The sequence below is a fragment of the Pseudomonas parafulva genome (genome assembly GCF_000800255.1).
Classification (GTDB): Bacteria; Pseudomonadota; Gammaproteobacteria; order Pseudomonadales; family Pseudomonadaceae; genus Aquipseudomonas; species Aquipseudomonas boreofloridensis.
This window is the reverse complement of sequence record NZ_CP009747.1, coordinates 925,225-948,805: the sequence shown is the minus strand read 5'-3', so window position 1 is coordinate 948,805 and position 23,581 is coordinate 925,225. Positions and strand designations below refer to the sequence as shown.

Sequence of the window (23,581 nt, the reverse complement as noted above, 5' to 3'; positions counted from 1 at the left end):
ACTGAACCAGCCGAAGGCGCCCTGTGGGCGAAAGAGAGTGGTCATCGTGGTTCTTGGCTAACGTTGAATTTGCGAAGACCTAACACTCACCAGGGAAACCACGATGACCAAGCCCACTATCGCACTGACCGAGTTGGCTGAGGAAGGGTCAGACGCTGATCTGCTCAAGCAAATGATCCAGTTCGTTGCCCAGCGCATGATGGAATTCGATGTCGAAAGTCTGTGCGGCGCCGGCTTCGACGTTAAAAGCGCTGACTGGATAAATAGCCGCAACGGCTACCATGATCGCCTCTGGCAAACCCGCGCTGGCGATGTCGATCTCAAAATCCCTTAACTGCGTCAGGGCAGCTATTTTCCCGGCTTTCTTGAGCCCCCGGAAAAACCGGCTCACCTAAATTCAGCATCAGTCGGTTGGCCCACGCGAAAATAGAAATCGAATGAATGAGATCCAGCACCTGCCCGTCATCCAGCCCCTGAGCTCGAAGCGACTCGATATGGCTCGCGTTTAGCGAAGCAGGCTCGAGCGTCAGCACGATTGAGAACTGGACAATAGCCTGCTCACGTTCACTCACTCCAGCGGTAGCCGGGTCAGCGAAAATCTGTGCAACGACATCGTTTCGCTTAGCGAGTTGCTCAAAACGCTGGGCATGCACCGATGCACAATAGATACATTCGTTCAGCCGCGACACCACGGTGCTTGCCAACTCGCGCTCGGCCCGCGGCAAGCCGCCCGGCGCATACATGATGGCGTTGAACGCTAGCGAGCGCTGACGCAGTATGGCCGGATGGTGGGCCAGGGTCAGGTAGTAGTCCGAGGTTTTTGCCTGTGGGTGGCTCTCTTCCAGCACAGTCACTTGTTCCGGCGTGGCGCTGGCCAGCTCGACAGTTGGCAGCCAAGCCTTCCAGCTTAGTACCTCGTTGGTAAAGCCATTGCTGCGTATCGTCTCGCTCATGCTGCGTCTCCTGTGGCGAACAATGCCCCCAGGCCGGCCGCAAGGCGCACCTGGTAGGACAAATAAGCGATCAGCTGTGCCAGCACTACGACTTCCTCGGTACCCAATCCTGCCTGCTGCAAAGCCCGCAGTGCGGTCTGGTCGCCATGCCTGGGCGACTGGATTAGGGTGCGGGTGAAAGTAAGGATGGCGCCCAAGCGCACATTCTCGAGCGCATCAAGGTTGCCTGAGTGGAGGCTGGCCAGCACTGCGCTGTCCAGGCCCTCGGCTTGCAGATGCTCAAGATAGTGAGCGGCCAGTGCGGCCTGCGGCGTGAGGTAGGCGGCGTAGTACGCCACCCACAAACGCTCGTAAAGCGACAGCTTATGGCCCTCGGCGGCAAAAAACAGTGCGTGGCTGGCCTGGGTCGCCGAGACGACCTTGTCACGGGCATGACGCAGAGCATGCTCGGCAGTGCCGGGCTGCAGTTGCAGGAGGCTGTCGAGCATGTCGACGGCGACGGGGGTTGGGACGTTCGAAGTCATGGCAGGGTTCCTGCTGGGTTGGCAGCGTTGCCCGCGGCTGCGCGATTCGGGCAACGCCTGGGGTTCAAGGTTGTTCGGTGACCATGATCGCGGCAGTGCGGTCGCTGACCAGCGGTTCGACCTTCAGGCCTTTGCGCGCAGCCCAGATGTTCTGGTAGTGGAACAACGGGATGATGCCCACGTCGTCGCTAACTACCTTTACCGCGCCTTCGAGGATCTGGCGCCTGCGCGTGTCGTCGAACTCCGCGGTGGAGTCGAGCAGCGCCTTGTCCACCAGCGGGTTGCTATAGCGGCCCCAGTTGGAGGCGCCCTGCCCTTTGGCGCTGTCCACGGTGGTGAGGATGTTGGTTAGCGCATAGGCCGCCTCGCCGGTACCGTTGCCCCAGGCGATCACGCTCACGGCCAGTTCGTTCTTGTTGGCCTTGCCGGCATATACCGCCCATGGCAGCACTTCAAGCTGCACCTTCACACCAACCCGCGACCAGAACTGCGCCACCGCCTGCATCGCTTCTGGCGCTTGCGGGTAGCGGTCGCCCGGCACGTGCACGGTGAGCTGGAAACCTTCGGGGAAACCAGCCTGGGCCAGCAGCGCCTTTGCTTGCTGCGGATCGTAAGGGATGTTCTTGACCTCGGGGTTGTAGCCGAAGGTATTGGCCGGCATCCACTGGTTGGCCTCGGTGACCGTGCCTTGCATGATGCGCTGGTCGATGGCCTGGCGGTTGATCGCCAGCGATAGCGCCTGGCGCACCCGTACATCGCGCAGCGGGTTCTGCGCCAACGACTTGCCGCTGTTGTCGCGGATGAATTCGTTGGGCCCCTCGCGGAAGCTTGGCTGGATGATCAGCGCGCGCAGTCCCTGGTAGGCGAACACATTGAAGCCCGGCGTCTTGCGCAGCCGCTCGACATCGGTGGGCGAAACCTTGTCGATCACATCGACGTCGCCCGCCAGCAAGGCCGCGGTGCGGTTGGCGGCGTTGGCGATGAAGCGAAAATCGACCTTGTCCCAGGTGGGTTTGGCGCCCCAGTAGCTGGCGTTGCGTTCGAAGATTGTGCGGTCGCCCGGCACGTACGAGACGAAGCGGTAAGGCCCGGTGCCGATGGTTGCCTTGCCGCTGTTGTAGTCGGCGCTGCTGGCGTTGGCACCGGCATGGCGGCTGACGATGTAGATCGAGTCGACGTCCGGCAGCAGGTTGGCATTCGGAATGCGGGTCTTGATGATCACCGTGTGCTCACCCTTGGCCTGCACCGCGGCCACGGTGCGCGTTGCGCCGGCGTAGGACGCCACGCTGCCTGGCACGTTGCGCGCACGCTCGAACGAGAACACGAAGTCGTCGGCGGTCAGCGGCGTGCCGTCCTGCCACTTGACGTCATCACGCAGGGTGAACTCCCAGGTGGTGGGGTCGACGACTTTCCAGCTTTTGGCCAGGCCCGGCAGGGTCTTGTCGTCGTGGCGGTTGACCAGCGACTCGAAGGCGTGCAGCGCCACCGAGCGGTCACCGGCGTAGTTGTTCAGTTGTGGGTCGAGGGATGAAACAGGGTCGGCATAGCCGATGCGCAGGTCCTGCGCCGAGACACTACCGGCCGCCAGAATCAGCGCCGAGGCGAGCAGCGAGCGAACACGTGGTTGCATGGGGTTTCCCTTGTAGGCGTTGGCAAAGGCATGGCGGGCGCGCGGTGCGCCCGCTCACGCCGGGGCGTTGAGGTGACACGCGCTCAGGTGGTTCGGCGAAACCTCCCTGAGCACTGGAACGTCCTCGCGGCAGCGCGCCGTGGCGTGCGGGCAGCGGGGGTGGAAATGACACCCGGCGGGCGGGTTCAGCGGGCTGGGGATTTCCCCTTGGATCGCGTCATATCGGGTATTGCGCATATCGAAGCGCGGCACCTGCGCCAGCAGGGCCTGGGTGTAGGGGTGGTTGGGCCGTGCGTACAGCTCCTCGGTGGTGGCACTTTCCACCACCCGGCCCAGATACATCACCACCACACGGTCGCACAGGTGCTCGACCACGCCGAGGTCGTGGCTGATGAACAGGTAGGTCAGGCCCAGTTCGTCGCGCAGGTCCATGAACAAGTTGAGGATCTGCGCCTGGATTGACACGTCCAACGCCGCCACCGACTCGTCGCACACCAGCAGGTCCGGCTGCACCGCCAGCGCCCGGGCAATGCCGATGCGCTGGCGCTGGCCGCCGCTGAAGGCGTGCGGGTAGCGCTGGCGCAACTGCGGGCTGAGCCCGGCGCGCTGCAACTGGGCGCTGACGTAGTCGTCGAAACCGCGCCGGTCGGTGAGCCCATGCAGCAAAGCGCCCTCGCCGATGATGCGGTCCACGCGCAGGCGCGGGTTGAGGCTGGAGGACGGGTCCTGGAACACCATCTGCACTTTCAGGCGCTGGGCCACGCTGAGTGTGTCCAGGGGCTGGCCATTCATCGCCGCCCTGCCCGAAGACAGCGGCAACAAGCCGGCGACCATGCGCCCGAGGGTCGACTTGCCACAGCCCGACTCGCCCACTAGGCCCACCACTTCGCCGCGCGCGATGCGCAGGTCGACGCGGTCCACGGCGTGGGTCACAGGTTTGGCGCGTGCCAGGTGCAGGCGTTGCAGCAGGCGCCGGGCGCCGTGCTCGGCGGGTGCCTTGCCGAAGGTCTTGCTGGCCTGCTCAAGCTGGATCAGCGGTGGGTGTTCATTGCGCATCGGCAGCTCCTGGGTAAAAACAACGCACCCACTGCCCGCCTGCGCCCTGGCGCAGCACCGGCATTTGCGCGCACTGCGCGCTGGCCCGTGTGCAGCGTGGGGCGAAGGCGCAACCGCCAGGCATCGACTGTAGATCCGGGGCCATGCCGGGGATCTGGCGCAAGCGCTGGCCGCGCCGGTTGCGGCTCGGCAGGCTGTCGATCAGGCCTTGGGTGTAGGGGTGTTGCGGGCGGTCCAGCACATCGGCCACCGCGCCCTGCTCGACGATCTGCCCGGCATACATCACCGCCACATCGTCGGCCAGGCCCGCCACCACCGATAGGTCGTGGGTCACCCAGATCAACGCGGTGCCTTGCTCGCGCACCAGCTTCTGTACCTCGCTGAGGATCTGCGCCTGGATGGTCACATCCAGCGCGGTAGTGGGCTCGTCGGCGATGATCAGGTCGGGGCCGTGCAGCAGCGCGATGGCAATCGCCACGCGCTGGCGCATGCCGCCGGAGAGCTGGTGCGGGTAGGCACGCAGGCGCTCTTCGGGGCTCGGGATGCCCATCAGCGCCAGGGTCTGGCTGGCGAGCGCGCGGGCTTCGCACTTGCTCACCGGCTGGTGGGCGCGCACCGCTTCGATCATCTGGGTGTCGACCCGCAGCACCGGGTTGAGGGTCATCATCGGGTCCTGGAAGATCATCGCGATGCGGTTGCCCTGCAGCGCGCGCAGTTGCGCGGGCGCCAGGCCCACCAGGTCGCGGCCCTTGAACAACACCTGGCCTGCGCTGATGCGCCCTGGTGCGTCGAGCAGGCCAAGGATCGAGAAGCCGGTGACCGACTTGCCCGAACCGGACTCGCCCACCAGCCCGAGAATGCGCCCGGGCTGCACCTGCAGCGACACCCCGCGCACTGCCGGCAGCGAACCTGCGCGGGTGTCGAACACGGTGTGCAGGTCGCGCACCTCGAGGATCGGTTCAAGGGTCGCCGGCAGCGACGTTTCAGGCAGGCTCATCGCTGTAACCTCGGGTTGAGCACATCACGCAGGCGGTCGCCCACCAGGTTGATGGCGACGATGGTGATCAGCAGCGCCAGGCCCGGGAATAGGCTGATCCAGTATTCGTTGCTGAGCATGTACTGGAAGCCGTTGGCAATCAGCAGCCCCAACGAAGGTTCGGTCACAGGCACGCCAAGTCCGAGGAACGACAAGGTGGCTTCCAAGGTGATGGCACGGGCGATCTGCAATGCGCCGATGACGATCAAAGGCGGCAGGCAGTTGGGCAGCACATGGCCGATGACGATGCGCCACGGACTGATGCCCTGCCCGCGCGCGGCATCGACGTACTCGCGACGGCTTTCGCTCAAGGCCTGGCCGCGTGCGGTGCGGGCGTAGTAGGCCCACTCCAGCAGTACCAGGGTGAGCATCACGTTGCCCACGCCCTTGCCCAGCCAGGCAAGGATCATCAACGCCATGAGAATCGCCGGGAACGACAGCAGCAAGTCGACCAGGCGCATCAGCAAGGCGTCCACCCAGCCACCGGCATAGGCCGACACCAGGCCCACCAGGGTGCCGAGCACGGCGGCAATCAACGCCGAGCCGATGCCCACCCACAGGCTGATGCGCAGCCCGTAGAGAATCGCCGAGACCAAGTCGCGGCCCTGGCCGTCGGTGCCCAGCCAGTAGTGGTAGCCGCTGTCGAGGTTGGCGCTGCCCGGCGCCAGTCGCGCATCGAGCACGTTCAGCTGCATCAGGTCGTAGGGGTTCTGCACCACGATCCACGGTGCCAGCAACGCCAGCAGCACGATGGCCAGCAACACCACCAGGCCAACCATGGCGGCTGGCGCACCGACAAAGTCTTGCACCACCCGCCGCCACGGCGAGCGCGCCTGCACGGTATCGAGCACGGCCGTCATCGTCCCGCCTCCACACGTACGCGCGGGTCGAGCAGGTAGTACAGCCCGTCCACGATCAGGTTGAGCACCACGAAAATCACTACCACCACCATCAGGTAGGCCACCACCACCGGGCGATCCAGGGTATTGATGCTGTCCAGGATCAACTTGCCGGCGCCGGGCCAGGAAAAGATGCTTTCGGTCACCACCGCGTAGGCGATGGTCGAGCCCAGCTCCATGGCCAGCACCGTCACCACCGGGATCAGGGTGTTGCGCATCACGTGCATGCACATCACCCGCAGCGGCGACAGGCCCTTGGCCCGGGCGAACCTGACGAACTCTTGGGGCAGCACCTCGCGCACCCCGGCGCGGGTCAGGCGCAGCACCAGCGAGATCTTGAACAGCGCCAGGTTGAAGGCCGGCAGCAACAGGTGCTGCAGGCCGTCCGAGGTCAGCCACGACCACTGCACGCCGAGCAGCTCGGCGGTGGCGCCGCGGCCGCTGGCCGGGAGCCAGCCCAGGGTGATGGAGAACAGCATGATCATCATCAGCGCCACCCAGAACGCCGGCAGCGAAAAGCCGACGATGCTGCCGGCCATCATCAGCCGCGACAGCCAGTGCTCGGGGTAGCAGCCGGCGAACATGCCCAGCGGCACGCCGATCAACACCGCCAGCAGCAATGCGCTGAATGCCAGCTCGAAGGTGGCCGGCAGGCGCTGCAGGATCAGGCGCATGGCGTCTTCATGGTAAACGAAGCTTTGCCCCAGGTTGCCGTGCAGCGCACCTTTGAGAAAGATCAGGTACTGCTCCCACAGGGGTTTGTCCAGGCCTAGGTGGGCGATGGCCTGCAGGCGCTCGGCCTGGTTGAGGTCCTCGCCCACCAGGATGTCCATGGGGTTGCCGATGGCGTTCAAGCCGACGAACACCACCAGGGTCATCAGCAGGATCACCAGCAGCGACTGGCTCAGCCGGCGCAGGGCCCAGCCGATCATGCTTGCCGCTCGGCGGCGGAGGGCTCGCCGGCGACCCACTCATCACCCAGCAGCTCGGGCTCGGCGTAGTTGCGCATGGCCTCGAAGTGCTGCTCGATGTCGTCGTTGAACAGCCGCCCGATCAGGGCATGGGCAAGCCGCTTGGCGCCCTCGCTGATGGCCGGGATGTCCCCGGACACCGCGCCGTAGCTCAGTGCTGCCGGGTAGCTGAAGCAATGGATCTGGCCAATGCCTGGGCAGGCGCCCAGGGTTTTCTCCTGGAATTCGAAGCTGCTGCCAAGGTCGGGCAGCTCGGCAAGCTCGGCGTCCTCTTCGCCGGCCGGCGCCTGGTAGCGGTCACCCCATACGCGAATTTGCGGGGCGAACGCGGCGAACTCCGGGCGCAGGCTGAAGTCGGTGCGAAAACCTGTGGCGAACACCAGAAAATCGGCGTCAAGGCGGGCCTGCGGGGTATTCACCCACAGGCCGCCGGCGGGGTTGACGGCTACCGACAGCACCGGGCTTTGCAGCAGAAAACGTGCATTGGGCGAGGCCGACACGCGCAGTGTGCTGCCCCGTGGCGGCGGCACCTGCTGGGTGTTGAGGTAGTTGCGGATACGCCATTTCCAGGCGTCCGGCAGGCGCCAGTAGCCATGGGTCATGCCGGGGTTGCCGGCGCCCTTGCCCTTGTTGATGCGCGGTAGGTCCGCCCGACGAATCAGCAAGTCGACCTGCAGCGCACCGGCCTCCAGGGCGGTGGCCGCGCTGTCCATGGCCGAGGCGCCGCCGCCGATCACCACCACGCGCTTGCCTTCGAACCAGGCATCCTGCAGGCCATCGGCCGAATGCGCCCACAACTCGGGCGCCAGGCCGCGGGCGAATTCCGGCACCCAGGGCCCGCCCAGGCCGTCGCGTCCGGTGGCCAGCACCACGTGCCGGGCGCGCAGATGCTGGGTGCGGCCGTTGCTTTGCACCTCAAGTGCCACCAGCCCGTCGGCGCGCGGCGTGACGCGGCTGACGCGGTGCTGGTTGCGCACCTCGAGCCCCAGCACCTTGCGGTACCAGCGCAGGTATTCTGCCCATTGCAGGCGCGGGATCTTGTCCAGAGCCGCCCAGCCCTCGGCGCCGAACTGCGCCTGGTACCAGGCGCGGAAGGTCAGCGCCGGCAGGCCCAGCGCGGGGCCGGTCAGTTGCTTGGGCGAGCGCAGCGTCTGCATCCGCGCGGTGGTGGCCCACGGCCCTTCGAAACCTGCCGGCGCCTGATCGAGGATAACCGCCGCCACGCCCTGGTGGCGCAACTCTGCGGCCAGCGCCAGGCCGGCCATGCCGCCGCCGATGATCGCCACCTCCAGCACCGCTTCACCGTCGCTGACACGGGGCTTAACCCAGGGGCTGGCGGGCAGGTCTAGCCAGGCCAGATCCTCGCGCAGGCGGGTTTCCAGGGCAGTAAGGCCTGCGGGGGCGTTCACTTCGGACATGGGGCTTCGTACTCGGGTGACGGTCGGGAAAGGGCCGGATCCTGATTCAGATCATGTCGTTGAGCACCCAAAAGGCGAAAAATGTGAATTCATTAAGCCATTGAATGCGAAAACAGAATAGTAAGAGGCACTTTTTATTCTCGCAATGCTCAAAAAAGCATACTTAAATAACTTTTTTGAATTTAGGAGGAGTTATTCAGCGTAAATACTTTGCAGCAGCGCGTCATGTGCGCTGGCCTCGTGCAGGGCCATCTCAGGCAGCAGCCGCCTAGCCGTCTGCGCCACCTCATCGACCAGCGCGCGTGCCACATCCGATAAAGGACTGGCAAAAGCCGAGATCAAGCCGAAGAAAAACGGAATATTGCAGGCAATAGGCCGCACCACCACCCCCTCCACCGGCACGCCATGCGCGGTGAACGGATCGACCAGAGCGATACCCAGCCCTGCCCTGGCCATCTGCATTGCGACCAGAGATGTATTGCTGTCGAGCATGTGCGGCGTGCCATAACCGGCATCGGCGAAAGCCTTGTCGATACGCCGACGAAAACGGTACGGGTTCGCCATGGTCACCAGGGTCTGGCCCGCCAGCAATTCCATTGACAGTCGAGCTTGGCTGGCCAACGGCGAGTCAACCGGTAACACCGCCACACAAGGGGCCTCGCCGATCCAATGGATGTCCAAGCCACGGTGCTCCAGCGGCAGGCTTACCGCACCCAAGTCCATGGTTTTGGACAGAACTGCCTGCACCACGTTTTCAGGCGACATGCTTTGCAACTGGATCTGCCGTGGGCGCAGGGACTCGGGCAGTCGGGCAAGTGCCGCCGGAAGCAACCCCGAGGCCAGCGCCGAGATCGCCACCAGTTTGATCTGGCGATTTTCCTCGGCGGCGATCTGCAGTGCGTGCTGCCGTATATTACGGATGCCCAGCAGCGCGCTCTCCACCTCGCCGTACATCATGAACGCCTTTTGGGTCGGGGTGACTTTTGGCCCGCTGCGCTCGAACAGGGCAAAGCCCAGCTCCAGTTCCAACTCCTGAATGGCCCGAGTGACCGAAGGCTGTGAGCGCCCAAGCATTTTCCCAGCAGCGGTGACACTACCGGCAGACATGACAGCGGCAAAAGCTTCGAGTTGACGCAGATCCATACGCAAGCCTTACACATTTGAGGTTGAAGAGAGCGAGAACGCCCCCGAACAGAGCCACAAATTCTACCTGCAAAACCGAAGCCATCGGCACGCAAAACGGCTCAGTGAAACAGGCCTGAATAACCTCAGCATGCCCTTCAATGCGGTCAGCCACCTGCGCAGGCGTGCCGACCAGGATCAGGTCCGTGCCACGCGTGACGCTGGCAAAGCGCCGCCTGACATCTCCTGCAGTTAATGGCTTGCCGCTGCCATCGGGGCGCACCATGTACGAGATGAATATCAGTTCAGCCTGCTTGGCTGCGAACTCGCGCCCTCGACCCGACCAGCCAGCCTGGATCAGCAACGGCGTGCGCTGTGGCGACGGCGCAGTCAGATGGGGGCCAGCCACACGATAACGCTCACCCATGTGATTGATCGGTTTCACACGATGACCTTGCGCATATACCTAGCGGGCTTTGTTTGCAACTACGGCGTCGTCCGCCCAACTGCCCTCCCAGAGCTTATAGACCACGTCCATGAATTCCTCGGCGCGTTCGTACCGATCGCCATGCTTGATCATCTGCTCCAGTCCAAAGTTGCGCGCTGCACTCGATAGATAAGAGGTGACGATGTTCCAGCCGATTCGCCCATTGGTCATGTGATCAAGGGTACTGAACCGTCGGGCATGGCTGAACGGCTGTTCGTAAGTCGTGGAAACAGTCGCGCCGAATGCGAGGTGCTGGGTGATGGCAGCCAGACCCGGAATGATCATCAGTGGGTCGTTGGCAGGCGCTTCGACCGCCCATTTCACTGTGCCTCGGCGTTGCCGCCAAACACCTCGTAGAAGCCCAATACATCGGCAAAAAACAGCATGTCGAGATTGGCCTGGTCGGCGATACACGCCTGGTTCGCCCAACATGCGAATGGGTTGGCGGCCAGGCGTTCATCGGCCGGGTGAGTCCACAAACTCGGTGCTCCCCCGCAGCCGACACTGGCTTGCTCATAGAGAGCGAACAATAGGGGTTTAGGCTCTGCCTGAAAAATACCGTCGCATACACCGCATGACATAGGCCAGCGAGACCATTGCGGCATAACTTTTTGCGAGCTTGTCGAAGCGCGTGACGATTCGGCGCAAGCGAGCTTAATCAGCGAAGCCAACCTAATTGCCTGTATTGCAATCACCCGCAACTCGTAAGACAGCTTCGGGCAGTTGCTACGCGGTCTTGTGGTACCAACCGCGCCACTGAGAAAAAAATTCTATATCCACGATGTGCAAGCAGTCCTTCGGGTCGGAGAACTTAAAGATCGCCTGAAGGACGCTCTCACCTCAGAGTGGTTTGGATACACACACGCCTTCATGAACATGATCAAGCATCATCAACTTGTCGTTCACAATGCGTCGATTTCTTTCATAGATGAAAACAGGGGCGACAGGGTCGAGGGCTTTAGGCACCAGGAGAAAGATTACCCAACGTGCTGGGTCCGAGAGGCACTGGAAGGAACGGTGGAGCTTCAGAACTCGCTGCGTGCGTGCGGTGTACTGCTCAATCGCCTCTATCTTGAGGAAAGCCCCGCTGAACCTGCTGAATCGAGTAGTACGACCTAAACAGAAAAAACCAAGTAACTCGTTTAATTAAAAGGGTTTTCTAGATAGGGCGAAGAGGTTAGGATTCGAAAATTGCCGAGCGCCAAGACCACAATAGGCTTTCGCATCCACCACTCAGCCACAGCAACCAGTCAATGGCGATTCAACCTAAACGGCTTTAATGGTGAGAGGTTAATGATCAATGTAAGATCACCAGCACAGTGCACCACAAGGTGTACCTAAACGCTGTCATGCTTAGAGATCTTGCGAAGAAAGCCCCTAGAATTAAGGACTTATAGAAAGGTGGCGGCCCCACCAGCCACACCCCGGCACTCGATGTTCCCGCTGTGGCTGCTCCCTTCCGGGCCTGACCAGGTTAACGGGTAATCAATGCGGGGGGACCGGTGGGGCCACCATAACGCAGCTCATCAGGTGACGAGCCGCGCCATTGTACCGTTACGTGAGGAAGTTACAACCGTTGCGGGTGAAAAAACCCATCATTTCTCAATGACTTGACGATTCAAGCAAGGTCCGCGCAGGCGTGCGTCACCCTCACACCGCGATGCCCTGCTCCGCGAGGAAGGCCACGAAGGCGTCCTCGTCCAGCACCTTGACACCCAACTCGCTGGCCTTGGCCAGCTTCGACCCGGCGCCGGGGCCGGCGACCACGCAATGGGTCTTGCCGGACACCGACCCGGCCACCTTGGCGCCGATGCTCTCCAGCTTCTCCTTGGCGATGTCGCGGCTCATGCGCTCCAGCGTGCCGGTGAGTACCCAGGTCTGGCCGGCCAGGGGCAGGCCGTTGGCGGTCTTCTTCTCGCTGTGCCAGTGCATGCCGAAGTCCTTGAGCTGTGCCTCGATGGCGCGGGCGAGTTGCTGGTTGGCCTCGACCTTGAAGAACTCACGCACGGCCTCGGCCTGCTTGGTAGTGAGCGCCTGGCGCAGGTCGATACCGTCGGCGGCGATGATCTTGTCGAGGGTGCCGAGCTTGTCCACCAGCTTCTCGGCGCCGGTCGGGCCGACCGAGGGGATGTCGAGCTTGGCGATCATGCCGGCCAGCGTGGTACTGGCGGCGAACTCGGCCGCCAGCTCGCCCTGGTCCTGCAACTGCATGCCGCTGGCGAGCAACTGCTCGATGACGTCACGGTTGTGCGCGTCCTCGAAGAAGTTGTGAATCTCGTGGGCGACTTCCAGACCGATGTCCGGCAGATAGGTCAGCACCTGCGGCAACGCCACCTTCACCCGCTCCAGACTGCCCAGCGAACGGGCCAGCACCTTGGCGGTTTCCTCGCCCACATCGGGAATGCCCAGCGCGAAGATGAAACGCGCGAGGGTCGGGCGCTTGCTCGCCTCGATGGCCTCGACCAGCTTGCGGCTGGACACTTCGGCGAAGCCTTCGAGCTCGAAGACTTGCTCGGGCTTGAGCGCGTACAGGTCAGCCGGCGAGCGAATCAGGCCCTCATCGACCAATTGTTCGACGCTTTTCTCGCCAAGACCGTCGATGTCCATCGCCCGGCGCGATACGTAGTGAATGATCGCCTGCTTGAGCTGGGCGCCACAGGCCAGCCGCCCGACACAGCGGTACACCGCGCCTTCGCTGGTGGTTTCGCGGCCTTTGCTGCGCTTGACCAACTGCGTGCGCTCCACCTGCGAACCGCACACCGGGCAAGCGCTGGGCACCTCCACCGCACGGGCGTCGTCGGGACGGCGGTCGAGCACCACTTGCATGACCTGGGGGATCACGTCGCCGGCGCGGCGGATGATGACCGTGTCGCCGATGCGCAGGCCCAGGCGGGCGATCTCATCCATGTTGTGCAGGGTCGCGTTGGACACGGTAACGCCTGCGACCTTGACTGGTTTAAGACGCGCGACCGGCGTCACCGCGCCGGTACGACCGACCTGGAACTCGACGTCCAGCACCTCGGTGAGCTCTTCCATGGCGGGGAACTTGTGGGCGATGGCCCAACGCGGTTCGCGGGCGCGAAAGCCCAGCTCCTGCTGGGCAGCCAGGCTGTTGACCTTGAACACCACGCCATCGATCTCGTAGGCCAGGCTGTTACGCCGTGCGCCGATGTCCTGGTAATAGGCCAGGCACTGCTCGATGCCTTCGGCATGCTTGAGCTCGGGACTGATGGGCAGCCCCCAGACCTTGAGCTGTTCGAGCGTGGCGATGTGGCTGTCAGCGACGCGGGCCGAGGTCTGTCCCACGCCATAGCAGCAGAATTCCAGCGGCCGGCTGGCAGTGATCTTCGAGTCGAGCTGGCGCAGGCTGCCGGCCGCGGCGTTGCGCGGATTGGCGAAGGTCTTGCCACCGACCTCGGCCTGAGCGGCGTTCAGGCGCTCGAAACCGGCCTTGCTCATGTACACCTCACCGCGGACCTCCAGCACCTCAGGCCAGCCCTTGCCGTGCAGTTTGAGCGGCACATTGCGAATGGTGCGCACGTTGGTGCTGATGTCTTCGCCGGTGGTGCCGTCGCCACGGGTGGCGCCCTGCACCAACTGGCCGTTGCGGTACAAAAGGCTCACCGCCAGGCCATCGAGCTTGGGCTCACAGCTGTAATCGACCGCCTCACGCTGGTCGAGGCCCTCGACCACGCGCCGACCGAACTCGCGCAGGTCGGCTTCCTCGAAGGCATTACCCAGGCTGAGCATGGGGATCTCGTGGCGGACCTGGCTGAACGCAGCCAACGCCGCGCCGCCGACCCGTTGGGTGGGCGAGTCCGGCGTAACCAGGTGCGGGTGCTCGGCCTCCAGGGCCTTGAGCTCGTTGAACAGCCGGTCGTATTCGGCGTCAGGCACGCTGGGCTCGTCGAGCACGTAATAACGGTAGTTGTGCTGGTCGAGCTCGGCGCGCAGTGCGTGGATTCGGTTTTCGGCGTTCATGGGTCAGGTCTCTGGAAAAGCAAAAGAGCAGCCTGGGTCATGTGGGGGTCAGGGAGACGTGGTGTCTCCCGAACCGACCCGCAATCCCCATGGGCTGCTCTTGAGTCTGGGTGTTTCAGCGTTTCTGGGTCAGCGCGCGGCGCTCGAACTCGACGATGCGCTGACGGTAGTGCTCGATGGTCTGCGCCGTCAGCACGCTGCGTTGATCGTCCTTGAGCTCGCCGTCCAGTTCGTGAGCCAGCTTGCGTGCGGCAGCGACCATCACGTCGAACGCCTGCTTCGGATGGCGTGGGCCTGGCAGACCGAGGAAGAAGCTCACCGCACGGGTGCTGAAATGGTCGATGTCGTCCAGGTCGAAAATGCCCGGCTTGACCGCGTTGGCCATGGAGAACAGCACTTCGCCGTGACCGGCCATGCTTTCGTGGCGGTGGAAGATGTCCATTTCGCCGAAGCGCAAGCCGCTTTCGAGGATGTTCTGCAGCAACGCAGGACCCTTGAAACCGCCTTCGTCACGGGAAATGACGCTGATCACCAGCACTTCCTCGACCGGTGGCAGCTCCTTGGCCGCGTTGTTGCTGGTGGCGAATCCGCTGTTGCGACTGGTATCGGCGCTGTAGTGGTCGCCCTCGTCGGCGAACAGGTCGGGTTCGCGCGGCTCGGCGGAGAGCTTCAGGTCGGCGGCAGGCGCGTCGCTGGCGGCGCGTTTGCCGCGCTTGGCGGCCTTGGCCGGCTTGGCTTCACGCTCGCGCTCACGGGACGGCGCGCTCATCGACGGCAGGTCGGTCTCGTCCAGTTCAGGTTCTTTGTGCGTATCCAGGACGCGCGCAGGGCCCAGCACCTCGGCGCTGCCCTCGTCGTCCGCGACGTTGGAATAGCTGCGATCCAGACGGAACTTCAACTTGCCCTTGCCGCCGCGCATGCGGCGCCAGCCGTCGAAAAGAATACCGGCGATGACAATGATGCCGATGAGGATCAGCCACTCGCGCAGACCGATTTCCATGTAATCCCGTGCCTCTATAGAAATATGCTTGAAAACAAAGGCTTGAAAGCCCTTTAACACGTGGCGCCAACTCTATGTTCTGACAGGCGTTTTACCCACGCGCAAAACGAGTGACGTTAAGCTAGCACGACCACCGGCAACTTTACACCGTCTGTCGCACCTGTAAGGCGCATTTCCCTACGAATACCGGCCAATCTTCGCGCATTACGCGTCAACCATGGCCATTGCCTCCTCCACATCAACTGCAACAAGACGTGAACAACCAGGCTCATGCATGGTGACCCCCATCAGTTGATCGGCCATCTCCATGGCGATCTTGTTATGCGTAATGTAGATGAACTGCACCGTCTCGCTCATTTCCTTGACCAAGCGGGCGTAGCGTCCCACGTTGGCATCGTCCAGCGGCGCATCGACTTCGTCGAGCATGCAAAACGGTGCCGGATTGAGCTTGAAGATGGCAAACACCAGCGCCAGGGCAGTCAGTGCTTTCTCGCCGCCGGACAGCAAATGGATGGTGCTGTTCTTCTTGCCCGGGGGACGCGCCATGATCGTCACCCCTGTATCGAGTAAATCTTCGCCCGTCAGTTCCAGATAAGCGCTGCCACCACCGAAAACTTTTGGAAAAAGTGCCTGTAATCCGTCATTTATCTGATCAAAGGTCTCTTTGAAGCGGCTGCGGGTTTCCTTGTCGATCTTGCGAATCACCGTCTCCAGCGTGTCCAGCGCCTCGACTAGGTCGGCATTCTGCGCGTCGAGGTAACGCTTGCGCTCGGACTGCTGCTCGTATTCTTCGATGGCCGCCAGGTTGATCGCCCCCAAGCGCTGGATACGCGCCTCGGTCTGCTCCAGTTCTTGTTCGGTGCCCTGCTCGCTGGCCTCGGGCTCCAAGGTGGCGAGCACCCCGTTCAGGTCGTAGCCGTCGGCGAGCAACTGTTCCTGCAAGGTCTTGCGGCGCACGTCCAGGCCTTGCGACTCCAGACGCGACTGTTCCAGTTGCCCGCGCAGCAACTGCGCCTGCTGCTCGGCCTGGGTTCGACGCTTCTCGACCTCGCGCAGTTCCCGGTCGGCTTCGTCCATGTGCAGGCGGGCCTGACGCATTTCTTCATCGACGCCCATGCGCCGCTCGAGCAACTCTTCCAGTTTCAGGCGCAGCTCTTCCAGCGGTGCCTCGCCCTCCTCCAGGTTCAGGCTCAATTGCTCCTGACGCTCATGCAGGCGCGCCGCCTGCTGCTCCAGACGCTCAAGGGCCTGGCGGGTGGAGTCGTGCTGGGCGCGCAGCGAGCCCAGGCGCACGGCCAGCTGATGAGCATGGTCCTTGTGCTGCCGGGCTTCCTGGCGCACGCGATCAAGACCTTCGCGCAAGGTGTCGCGCCGGGCCAGCAACTGCTCGCGCTGTTCGGTGTCCTGGGCCATGAGGTCCAGTGCGTCCTGCAGCACCAGCCGCGCCTCACCCAACTGTTCGAGCTCCAGCGCACGCTGCTCCTGAAGTTCGGCCAGTTCTTCCTGCAAACGACGGCGGCGCAGCTCCAACTGCTCGGCGCGTGCCCGGCCCGCCGAGAGGCGCGCCTTGGCCTCGCCGAGCCCACGGCTTTCCTCCTGGCTGCGACGGCGCAATTGCTCGCGCTGCTCTTCCTGGCTGCGCTGGCGCTCGCGTAGCGCTTGCAGTTGCGCCTCCAGCTCAGCGAGCGCGTCCTGCAACGCCTGCTGCTCCTGACCGAGCCGCTCGATTTCCTGACCGCGGGCCAGTACTCCGCCGGCGGCATCGCCGCCGCGACTGACCCGCAGAAAATGCCGACCCACCCAGTAGCCATCGCGGCTGATCAGGCTCTGGCCGTCACCGAGGGTCGCGCGAAGCGCCAGGGCCTGCTCGAGCGTTTCGACCGGGGTGATCTGGCCGAGCCAGGGCGTCAGGTCGCCGCGGCCCTCGACCTTGTCCAGCAAGCTTCCGGGCACAGCCTGCGCACGACCGCCCTGGTCCGCAACCAGCAAGCGCAGGTCACCCTGCTCCAGGGCAGCAAAATCCAGCTCGGCCAAATCGTCCACCAACACCGCCTGCAAATCGGCGCCCAAGACGGTTTCCACCGCCAGCTCCCAGCCCGGCTGCACCCGCAAACCTTCGGCCAGCCGCGGCCGCTCGCCCAGCCCCTGGCGCTGCAACCACTCGCCCGCCCCAGCGCCTGGCTCCAGCGCCGCTTGCTGCAAGGCCTCCAGCGACGCCAGCCGACCGCCCAGGCGCTGCAGCTCGCCCTGGCGTTGCTGCTGATCCTGGCTCAGGTGCTGCAAGGTTTCGCGCTGCGCCTCCAGGCTTTCGACCACCTGCAGCTCCTGCGCTTGCAGCTCCTCGAGCAGTCGCTCGCCGTCAGCCACCTGCTCGGCCACTTCGAGCAACGCGGCATCCTGTGGATCGGCGCCGAGCTGTTCGCCCTCTTCGCTGAGTTTGCGCTGACGTTCGGCCAGCCGCTCAAGGCTGCCTTCCAACTGTTGCAGCTTGGACTGCTGCACCTCCGCCTGGCGCCGAGGCTCGGCGGAACGGGTGTTGAAATCGTCCCACTGGGCCTGCCAGCCGTGCATGCCGAGCTCGGCTTCCTCGAGCGTGGCCGCCGATTCCTCGGCCGCCGCCAGGGTCATCTCCTGCTCGGGTTCGAGCATGGCCAACTCTTCGCCGAGGGTAGCCAGCAAGGTGCGGTCGTGGCCCAGGTGCGACTCGGTTTCCAGGCGCGTACGCTCGGCTTCCTTGAGATCATCCTGCAACTGGCGCAGGCGCTGCTGACCATGCTGGATGCTCTGCTCGACGCGGGCGATATCGCCGGCCACCGAGTAGAAACGCCCCTGCACCTGGTTGAAGCGCTCGGAGAGTTCATGGTGACCGTCGCGCAGGCGCTCGATGCTGGCATCGGCGTTGCGCTGCTCGGCCACCAGCGCCTCGAAAGCCACTTCCTGGTCGCCGATGAGGCTTTCGCGCTGGCGCACGCGTTCATCCAGCGCCCGCCAGCGCAAGGCCGACAGACGCGCCTTGAGCTGGCGTTCCTGGGCTTTGTATTCACGGTACTTCTCGGCCGCCTGGGCCTGGCGGTGCAGGCGTTCGAGCTGCCGTTCGAGCTCTTCGCGCAAGTCGGTCAGGCGCGCCAGGTTTTCCTGGGTACGGCGGATGCGGTTCTCGGTTTCGCGGCGACGCTCCTTGTACTTGGAGATGCCCGCCGCCTCTTCGATGAAGTTGCGCAGTTCCTCGGGCTTGGCCTCGATCAGCTTGGAAATCATGCCCTGCTCGATGATCGAGTAGCTGCGCGGACCCAGACCGGTGCCGAGGAAGATGTCGGTGATGTCGCGGCGTCGGCACTTGGTGCCGTTGAGGTAGTAGGTGTTCTGCGCGTCGCGGGTGACCTTGCGGCGAATGGAAATCTCGGCGTAGGCGGCGTACTCGCCCACCAGGGTGCTGTCGCTGTTGTCGAACACCAGCTCGATGCTGGCCTGGCTGACCGGCTTGCGGCCGGAGGAGCCATTGAAGATGACGTCGGTCATCGATTCGCCGCGCAGATTCTTCGCCGAGCTCTCGCCCATCACCCAGCGCACCGCATCGATGATATTGGACTTGCCGCAGCCGTTAGGCCCGACCACCGCCGCCATATTGCTGGGGAAGTTGACGGTGGTGGGGTCGACGAAGGACTTGAAGCCGGCCAGGCGGATACACTTCAGGCGCATCGGTCAGATCCGCGCCAACGCAGCCAGCACCAGCTCGCAGCTGCGCTGACAATAGGCGACCAGCACCTCGCGGATGCGCGGCATGTCACGCAGCAGCACCGCGTCGAGCAGGCGGGCGAACAATTCGAGGTAGTCGTCCATGTTGGCCTGGCGCTGGTCCAGGGCCAGGTAGTAGGCGCGGCTCATGGCCGGCTGCAGGTTTTCCACGGTTTCCTGCAGGTAGGGGTTGGCGGCGAAGGGGTAGGCCGCGCGCATTACCGCGAAACTGTCGGCGACGAACGACTCGATGTCCTGGGCCGCGCGGGCCTGGTGCAGGCGCTGCTGGATCTCCAGGAACGGCAGCAGGTCGCTCTCGCTGCGCCACTGCTGGGCCACGGCGTAACCGAGCAGGATGTACAGTTCGCCCATCAGCGCACACAGGCTGCGCACGCTGCGCTCGTCCAGTTCGGTGACGTGGGCGCCGCGTCGCGGCAGGATCGCCACCAGATGGCGACGTTCGAGAATCAGCAGGGCCTCGCGCACCGAGCCACGGCTGACGTTCAGCGCCTGGGTGACCTTCTGCTCCTGGATGCGCTCACCGGGTGCGAGCTCGCCACGGATGATCCGCTCGGCCAGGTAGTGAGCGATCTGCTCGCAGAGGCTGTCAGGCGCCTTGAAGGTCATGATGTTCCTTGGAAGTCGAAAACAGTGCACAAGGGCGCGATTGTAGCGCACTCATTGGGCAACCGCGCAGCGCCACACACGGCTTTGTGCGACCTCGCGGTCACCCGGCCGAGCCGGCGCGATCTATGCTTGTCAGAAGGTCAGCGTTGGGTGGCTGGACAAAGGCGCGGGTAAAATCCTGACCTTTGGGTCAGAAAATTATTGACCCCGAGGTCAGCGCTTGCTTAGAGTCCGCCCAACAACAATAAAACGCTACGAGGCATTCCTCCGTGATCCAGTTTCTCGTTAACCGGGCGCTGCACAGCGAGCACGCGCTGGACCCGAACATGACGGTGCTGCAGTACCTGCGCGAGCACCTGGGCAAGACCGGCACCAAGGAAGGCTGCGCCAGTGGCGACTGTGGCGCCTGCACCGTGGTGGTCGGTGAATTGACCCAGGACGCGCACGGCGCCGACACCCTGCGCTACCGCAGCCTCAATTCATGCCTGACCTTCGTCTCGGCGCTGCACGGCAAGCAGTTGATCAGCGTCGAAGCGCTCAAGCACCAGGGCCAGTTGCACAGCGTGCAGCGGGCCATGGCCGAGTGTCACGGCTCGCAATGCGGCTTCTGCACCCCTGGTTTCGTCATGTCGCTGTTCGCCTTGCAGAAGAACAGCAGCGGCGCCGACCCGCACCAGGCCCATGAAGCCCTGGCCGGCAACCTGTGCCGCTGCACCGGCTACCGGCCGATTCTCGAGGCCGCCGAGCGCAGTTGCACCCAGCCCTGCCCCGATCAGTTCGACGCTGGGCAGGCGCAGACCATCGCCCTTCTGAAGACTATCGCCCCGCAACAGACCGGTGAGCTCAACAGCGGCGACAAACGTTGCCTGGTGCCACTGACCGTCGCCGACCTGGCCGAGCTCTACGGCTCGCACCCCGAGGCGCGCCTGCTGGCCGGCGGCACCGACCTGGCGCTGGAAGTCACGCAGATGCACAAGACCCTGCCGGTGATGATCCATGTCGGTCACGTGGCCGAGCTCAAGCGCATCGACCTCACCGCCACGCATTTGGAAATCGGCGCCGCCGTCACCCTCACCGACTGCTACGCCGCGCTGGCGAGCGAGTATCCGGACTTCGGCGCCCTGCTGCAGCGCTTCGCCTCGCTGCAGATCCGCAACCAGGGCACCCTGGGCGGCAACATCGGCAACGCCTCGCCCATCGGCGACTCGCCCCCGCTGCTGATCGCCCTGAATGCAGAGATCGTGCTGCGCCAGGGCGAGCGCCAGCGCACATTGGCGCTGGAAGACTACTTCATCGACTACCGCATCACCGCCCGCCAGGACAGCGAGTTCATCGAGACGATTCGAGTGCCGCGCGCCAGCGCCGACTGGACCTTCCGTGCCTACAAGGTTTCCAAGCGCCTGGACGATGACATCTCGGCGGTATGCGCGGCCTTCAACCTGAGTCTGGACGACGGCGCCGTGGCCGGCGCCCGTATCGCCTTCGGCGGCATGGCGGCGATCCCCAAGCGCGCCCGTGCCTGCGAGGCCGCCTTGCTGGGCAAGCCGTGGAATTCGGCCACACTAGAGCGCGCCTGCCAGGCGCTGGCCGAGGACTTCAGCCCACTGAGCGACTTTCGCGCGAGCCAGGCCTATCGCCTGCTGACCGCGCAGAACCTGCTGCGCAAGTACTTCATCGAACAGCAATCGCCGTCCTTCGCGACCCGGGTGACCGACCATGTCTAACCATCACACCGTCAAGAGCCAGGCCGAGATGGCCGAACTGTTCAGCCAGGACTTGAGCACCGGCGTCGGTCGCAGCGTGCGCCACGAAAGCGCCGACAAACACGTGTCCGGCGAGGCCGTGTACATCGACGACCGCCTGGAGTTTCCCAATCAGTTGCACGTCTATGCACGTACGGCAGACCGCGCCCACGCGCGCATCCTGCGCATCGATACCACGCCGTGCTACCAGTTCGAAGGCGTGCGCATCGTCATCACCCACGAGGACATTCCCGGCCTCAAGGACATCGGCCCGATAATGCCCGGCGACCCCTTGCTGGCCATCGACAAGGTCGAATACTACGGCCAACCGGTGCTCGCCGTGGCCGCCCGCGACCTGGCCACCGCGCGCCGCGCCGCGCAGGCGGCGATCGTCGAATACGAAGACCTGGAGCCCGTGCTGGACGTGGTCCAGGCCCTGCGCCAGAAGCACTTCGTGCTCGACAGCCACACCCATCAGCGCGGCGATTCGAGCGCCGCCCTGGCCAGCGCCCCGCACCGCCTGCAAGGCACCCTGCACATCGGCGGCCAGGAGCATTTCTACCTGGAGACGCAGGTGTCGTCGGTCATGCCCACCGAGGACGGCGGCATGCTGGTGTACTGCTCGACGCAGAACCCCACCGAAGTGCAGAAGCTGGTGGCCGAGGTACTGGACGTGCCGATGAACAAGGTGGTGCTGGACATGCGCCGCATGGGCGGCGGTTTCGGCGGCAAGGAGACCCAGGCCGCGAGCCCCGCGTGCCTGTGCGCGGTGATCGCGCGCCTGACCGGGCAACCGACCAAGATGCGCCTGCCACGGGTCGAGGACATGACCATGACCGGCAAGCGTCATCCGTTCTATGTCGAGTACGACGTCGGCTTCGACGACAGCGGCCGCCTGCACGGCATCGCCATGGACCTGGCCGGCAACTGCGGCTACTCCCCCGACCTGTCTGGCTCGATCGTCGACCGCGCCATGTTCCACGCCGACAACGCCTATTACCTGGGCGATGCCACGGTCAACGGCCACCGCTGCAAGACCCACACTGCCTCCAACACGGCCTACCGCGGCTTCGGCGGCCCCCAGGGCATGGTCGCCATCGAACAGGTGATGGACCACATCGCACGGCACCTGGGCCTCGATCCACTGGCGGTGCGCAAGGCCAACTACTACGGCAAGCAGACACGCAACGTCACCCACTACTACCAGACCGTCGAGCACAACCTGCTCGAGGAAATGACCGCCGAGCTGGAAGTCAGCAGCCAGTACGCCGAACGCCGCGAAGCCATCCGCCAGTTCAATGCCGCCAACCCCGTCCTGAAGAAGGGCCTGGCCCTGACGCCGGTGAAGTTCGGCATCTCCTTCACCGCCACCTTCCTCAACCAGGCCGGTGCGCTGATCCACCTCTACACCGACGGCAGCATTCACCTGAACCACGGCGGCACCGAGATGGGCCAGGGCCTGAACACCAAGGTCGCCCAGGTGGTGGCACAGGTGTTCCAGGTCGACATCGAGCGCATCCAGATCACCGCCACCAACACCGATAAAGTGCCCAATACCTCGCCCACCGCGGCCTCCAGCGGCGCCGACCTGAACGGCAAGGCCGCCCAGAACGCCGCCGAGATTCTCAAGCGGCGCCTGACCGAGTTCGCCGCCCGGCACTACCAGGTCAGCGAAGAAGACGTCGAATTCCGCAACGGCCACGTGCGTGTGCGCGAACAACTGCTGAGCTTCGAACAACTGGTGCAGCAGGCCTACTTCGGCCAGGTCTCGCTGTCGAGCACCGGCTTCTACCGCACGCCGAAGATCTACTACGACCGCAGCCAGGCCCGCGGCCGGCCGTTCTACTACTACGCCTTCGGCGCCGCCTGCGTGGAAGTGCTCATCGACACCCTCACCGGCGAGTACAAGATGCTGCGCGCCGACATCCTGCATGACGTCGGCGACTCGCTGAACCCGGCCATCGACATCGGCCAGGTCGAGGGCGGGTTCATCCAGGGCGTGGGCTGGCTGACCACCGAAGAGCTGGTGTGGAACGCCAAGGGCAAGCTGGTGACCAACGGCCCGGCCAGCTACAAGATCCCGGCGGTGGCCGACATGCCGCCGGACCTGCGGGTGAAGCTGGTGGAGAACCGCAAGAACCCGGAGGACACGGTGTTCCATTCCAAGGCCGTCGGCGAGCCGCCATTTATGCTCGGCATCGCCGCCTGGTGCGCGCTCAAGGACGCCGTGGCGAGCCTGGCCGACTATCGCGTGCAGCCGCAGATCGACGCGCCCGCCACACCCGAACGCGTACTCTGGGGCTGCGAACAGATGCGCCAGGCGCGCATGCAGCCACTCGCCACCCAGCCCGTGGCGGAAACCGTCGCCCCCTGACGACACCGGCCTCACCGAGGATTCAG

Annotated in this window: 15 protein-coding genes, 1 other RNA gene and 3 pseudogenes; 3 read left to right on the top strand and 16 right to left on the bottom strand. The window is 64.2% G+C overall.

What is annotated here, in order from left to right; genetic code table 11:
- Window positions 1–103 precede the first annotated feature (103 nt).
- Window positions 104–331, top strand: a pseudogene (locus NJ69_RS04215) (transposase); the annotation flags it as partial.
- Here the strand turns inward: NJ69_RS04215 and NJ69_RS04210 are convergent.
- The 16 genes and pseudogenes from NJ69_RS04210 to NJ69_RS04140 all read right to left on the bottom strand — a co-directional run bounded on the left by NJ69_RS04210 (window position 321) and on the right by NJ69_RS04140 (window position 19,439).
- Window positions 321–953 (bottom strand): peroxidase-related enzyme, encoded by a 633-nt coding sequence (locus tag NJ69_RS04210; protein ID WP_039576438.1) that lies wholly within the window; start codon window positions 951–953, stop codon window positions 321–323. The pseudogene NJ69_RS04215 and the gene NJ69_RS04210 sit on opposite strands and share 11 nt — an antisense overlap.
- Complete coding sequence (locus tag NJ69_RS04205; RefSeq protein ID WP_039576436.1) at window positions 950–1,477, bottom strand: CMD domain-containing protein; 528 nt, start codon at window positions 1,475–1,477, stop codon at window positions 950–952. The genes NJ69_RS04210 and NJ69_RS04205 overlap by 4 nt, the downstream gene beginning before the upstream one ends.
- Window positions 1,478–1,541: 64 nt before the next feature.
- The gene (locus tag NJ69_RS04200) at window positions 1,542–3,107 is read right to left on the bottom strand and encodes an ABC transporter substrate-binding protein (RefSeq protein WP_039576434.1); all 1,566 of its coding nucleotides are present in this window, start codon (window positions 3,105–3,107) and stop codon (window positions 1,542–1,544) included.
- Window positions 3,108–3,161: 54 nt separating this feature from the next.
- Window positions 3,162–4,163, bottom strand: a complete 1,002-nt coding sequence (locus NJ69_RS04195; protein ID WP_039576432.1) for an ABC transporter ATP-binding protein — start codon at window positions 4,161–4,163, stop codon at window positions 3,162–3,164.
- The gene (locus NJ69_RS04190; protein ID WP_039576430.1) at window positions 4,153–5,160 is read right to left on the bottom strand and encodes an ABC transporter ATP-binding protein; all 1,008 of its coding nucleotides are present in this window, start codon (window positions 5,158–5,160) and stop codon (window positions 4,153–4,155) included. Before NJ69_RS04190 ends, NJ69_RS04195 begins: the two co-directional genes overlap by 11 nt.
- Window positions 5,157–6,059, bottom strand: coding sequence for an ABC transporter permease (locus tag NJ69_RS04185; RefSeq protein ID WP_039576428.1), 903 nt, complete (start codon window positions 6,057–6,059; stop codon window positions 5,157–5,159). Before NJ69_RS04185 ends, NJ69_RS04190 begins: the two co-directional genes overlap by 4 nt.
- Window positions 6,056–7,030, bottom strand: coding sequence for an ABC transporter permease (locus NJ69_RS04180; protein ID WP_039576427.1), 975 nt, complete (start codon window positions 7,028–7,030; stop codon window positions 6,056–6,058). Before NJ69_RS04180 ends, NJ69_RS04185 begins: the two co-directional genes overlap by 4 nt.
- Entirely contained in the window at window positions 7,027–8,487 is a 1,461-nt protein-coding gene (locus tag NJ69_RS04175; protein WP_039576425.1) for an NAD(P)-binding domain-containing protein, read from the bottom strand. Before NJ69_RS04175 ends, NJ69_RS04180 begins: the two co-directional genes overlap by 4 nt.
- A gap of 192 nt (window positions 8,488–8,679) precedes the next feature.
- Complete coding sequence (locus tag NJ69_RS04170; RefSeq protein WP_039576423.1) at window positions 8,680–9,630, bottom strand: LysR family transcriptional regulator; 951 nt, start codon at window positions 9,628–9,630, stop codon at window positions 8,680–8,682.
- A 121-nt stretch (window positions 9,631–9,751) separates the two neighbouring features.
- A pseudogene (locus NJ69_RS22290) lies at window positions 9,752–10,677 on the bottom strand (NtaA/DmoA family FMN-dependent monooxygenase); the annotation flags it as partial.
- Window positions 10,634–10,741: pseudogene (locus NJ69_RS22595) on the bottom strand (IS5/IS1182 family transposase); the annotation flags it as partial. The pseudogenes NJ69_RS22595 and NJ69_RS22290, both read right to left, overlap by 44 nt.
- Before the next feature lie 763 nt (window positions 10,742–11,504).
- Window positions 11,505–11,601, bottom strand: an RNA gene (gene ffs / locus NJ69_RS22285) — signal recognition particle sRNA small type.
- Window positions 11,602–11,746: 145 nt separating this feature from the next.
- Window positions 11,747–14,077, bottom strand: a complete 2,331-nt coding sequence (gene ligA, locus NJ69_RS04155; protein WP_039576419.1) for an NAD-dependent DNA ligase LigA — start codon at window positions 14,075–14,077, stop codon at window positions 11,747–11,749.
- A 115-nt stretch (window positions 14,078–14,192) separates the two neighbouring features.
- Window positions 14,193–15,077, bottom strand: a complete 885-nt coding sequence (gene zipA / locus NJ69_RS04150) for a cell division protein ZipA (protein WP_029615240.1) — start codon at window positions 15,075–15,077, stop codon at window positions 14,193–14,195.
- Between the two features lie 204 nt (window positions 15,078–15,281).
- Complete coding sequence (gene smc, locus NJ69_RS04145; protein ID WP_039576416.1) at window positions 15,282–18,776, bottom strand: chromosome segregation protein SMC; 3,495 nt, start codon at window positions 18,774–18,776, stop codon at window positions 15,282–15,284.
- 3 nt (window positions 18,777–18,779) lie between these two features.
- Entirely contained in the window at window positions 18,780–19,439 is a 660-nt protein-coding gene (locus NJ69_RS04140; protein ID WP_039576414.1) for a GntR family transcriptional regulator, read from the bottom strand.
- Between the two features lie 269 nt (window positions 19,440–19,708).
- On the opposite strand from NJ69_RS04140, the gene xdhA reads away from it, so the two are divergent.
- Together xdhA and xdhB are read left to right on the top strand one after the other, a co-directional pair.
- Complete coding sequence (gene xdhA, locus NJ69_RS04135) at window positions 19,709–21,163, top strand: xanthine dehydrogenase small subunit (protein WP_039576412.1); 1,455 nt, start codon at window positions 19,709–19,711, stop codon at window positions 21,161–21,163.
- Entirely contained in the window at window positions 21,156–23,555 is a 2,400-nt protein-coding gene (gene xdhB, locus NJ69_RS04130; protein ID WP_039576410.1) for a xanthine dehydrogenase molybdopterin binding subunit, read from the top strand. The genes xdhA and xdhB overlap by 8 nt, the downstream gene beginning before the upstream one ends.
- The last annotated feature ends 26 nt before the right edge of the window (window positions 23,556–23,581 follow it).

Excerpts from the sequence above, each read along its gene's own strand:
- NJ69_RS04210 (WP_039576438.1), bottom strand. The coding sequence starts at position 953 with ATGAGCGAGACGATACGCAGCAATGGCTTTACCAACGAGGTACTAAGC.
- NJ69_RS04205 (WP_039576436.1), bottom strand. The coding sequence starts at position 1,477 with ATGACTTCGAACGTCCCAACCCCCGTCGCCGTCGACATGCTCGACAGC.
- NJ69_RS04200 (WP_039576434.1), bottom strand. The coding sequence starts at position 3,107 with ATGCAACCACGTGTTCGCTCGCTGCTCGCCTCGGCGCTGATTCTGGCG.
- NJ69_RS04195 (WP_039576432.1), bottom strand. The coding sequence starts at position 4,163 with ATGCGCAATGAACACCCACCGCTGATCCAGCTTGAGCAGGCCAGCAAG.
- NJ69_RS04190 (WP_039576430.1), bottom strand. The coding sequence starts at position 5,160 with ATGAGCCTGCCTGAAACGTCGCTGCCGGCGACCCTTGAACCGATCCTC.
- NJ69_RS04185 (WP_039576428.1), bottom strand. The coding sequence starts at position 6,059 with ATGACGGCCGTGCTCGATACCGTGCAGGCGCGCTCGCCGTGGCGGCGG.
- NJ69_RS04180 (WP_039576427.1), bottom strand. The coding sequence starts at position 7,030 with ATGATCGGCTGGGCCCTGCGCCGGCTGAGCCAGTCGCTGCTGGTGATC.
- NJ69_RS04175 (WP_039576425.1), bottom strand. The coding sequence starts at position 8,487 with ATGTCCGAAGTGAACGCCCCCGCAGGCCTTACTGCCCTGGAAACCCGC.
- NJ69_RS04170 (WP_039576423.1), bottom strand. The coding sequence starts at position 9,630 with ATGGATCTGCGTCAACTCGAAGCTTTTGCCGCTGTCATGTCTGCCGGT.
- ligA (WP_039576419.1), bottom strand. The coding sequence starts at position 14,077 with ATGAACGCCGAAAACCGAATCCACGCACTGCGCGCCGAGCTCGACCAG.
- zipA (WP_029615240.1), bottom strand. The coding sequence starts at position 15,077 with ATGGAAATCGGTCTGCGCGAGTGGCTGATCCTCATCGGCATCATTGTC.
- smc (WP_039576416.1), bottom strand. The coding sequence starts at position 18,776 with ATGCGCCTGAAGTGTATCCGCCTGGCCGGCTTCAAGTCCTTCGTCGAC.
- NJ69_RS04140 (WP_039576414.1), bottom strand. The coding sequence starts at position 19,439 with ATGACCTTCAAGGCGCCTGACAGCCTCTGCGAGCAGATCGCTCACTAC.
- xdhB (WP_039576410.1), top strand. The coding sequence starts at position 21,156 with ATGTCTAACCATCACACCGTCAAGAGCCAGGCCGAGATGGCCGAACTG.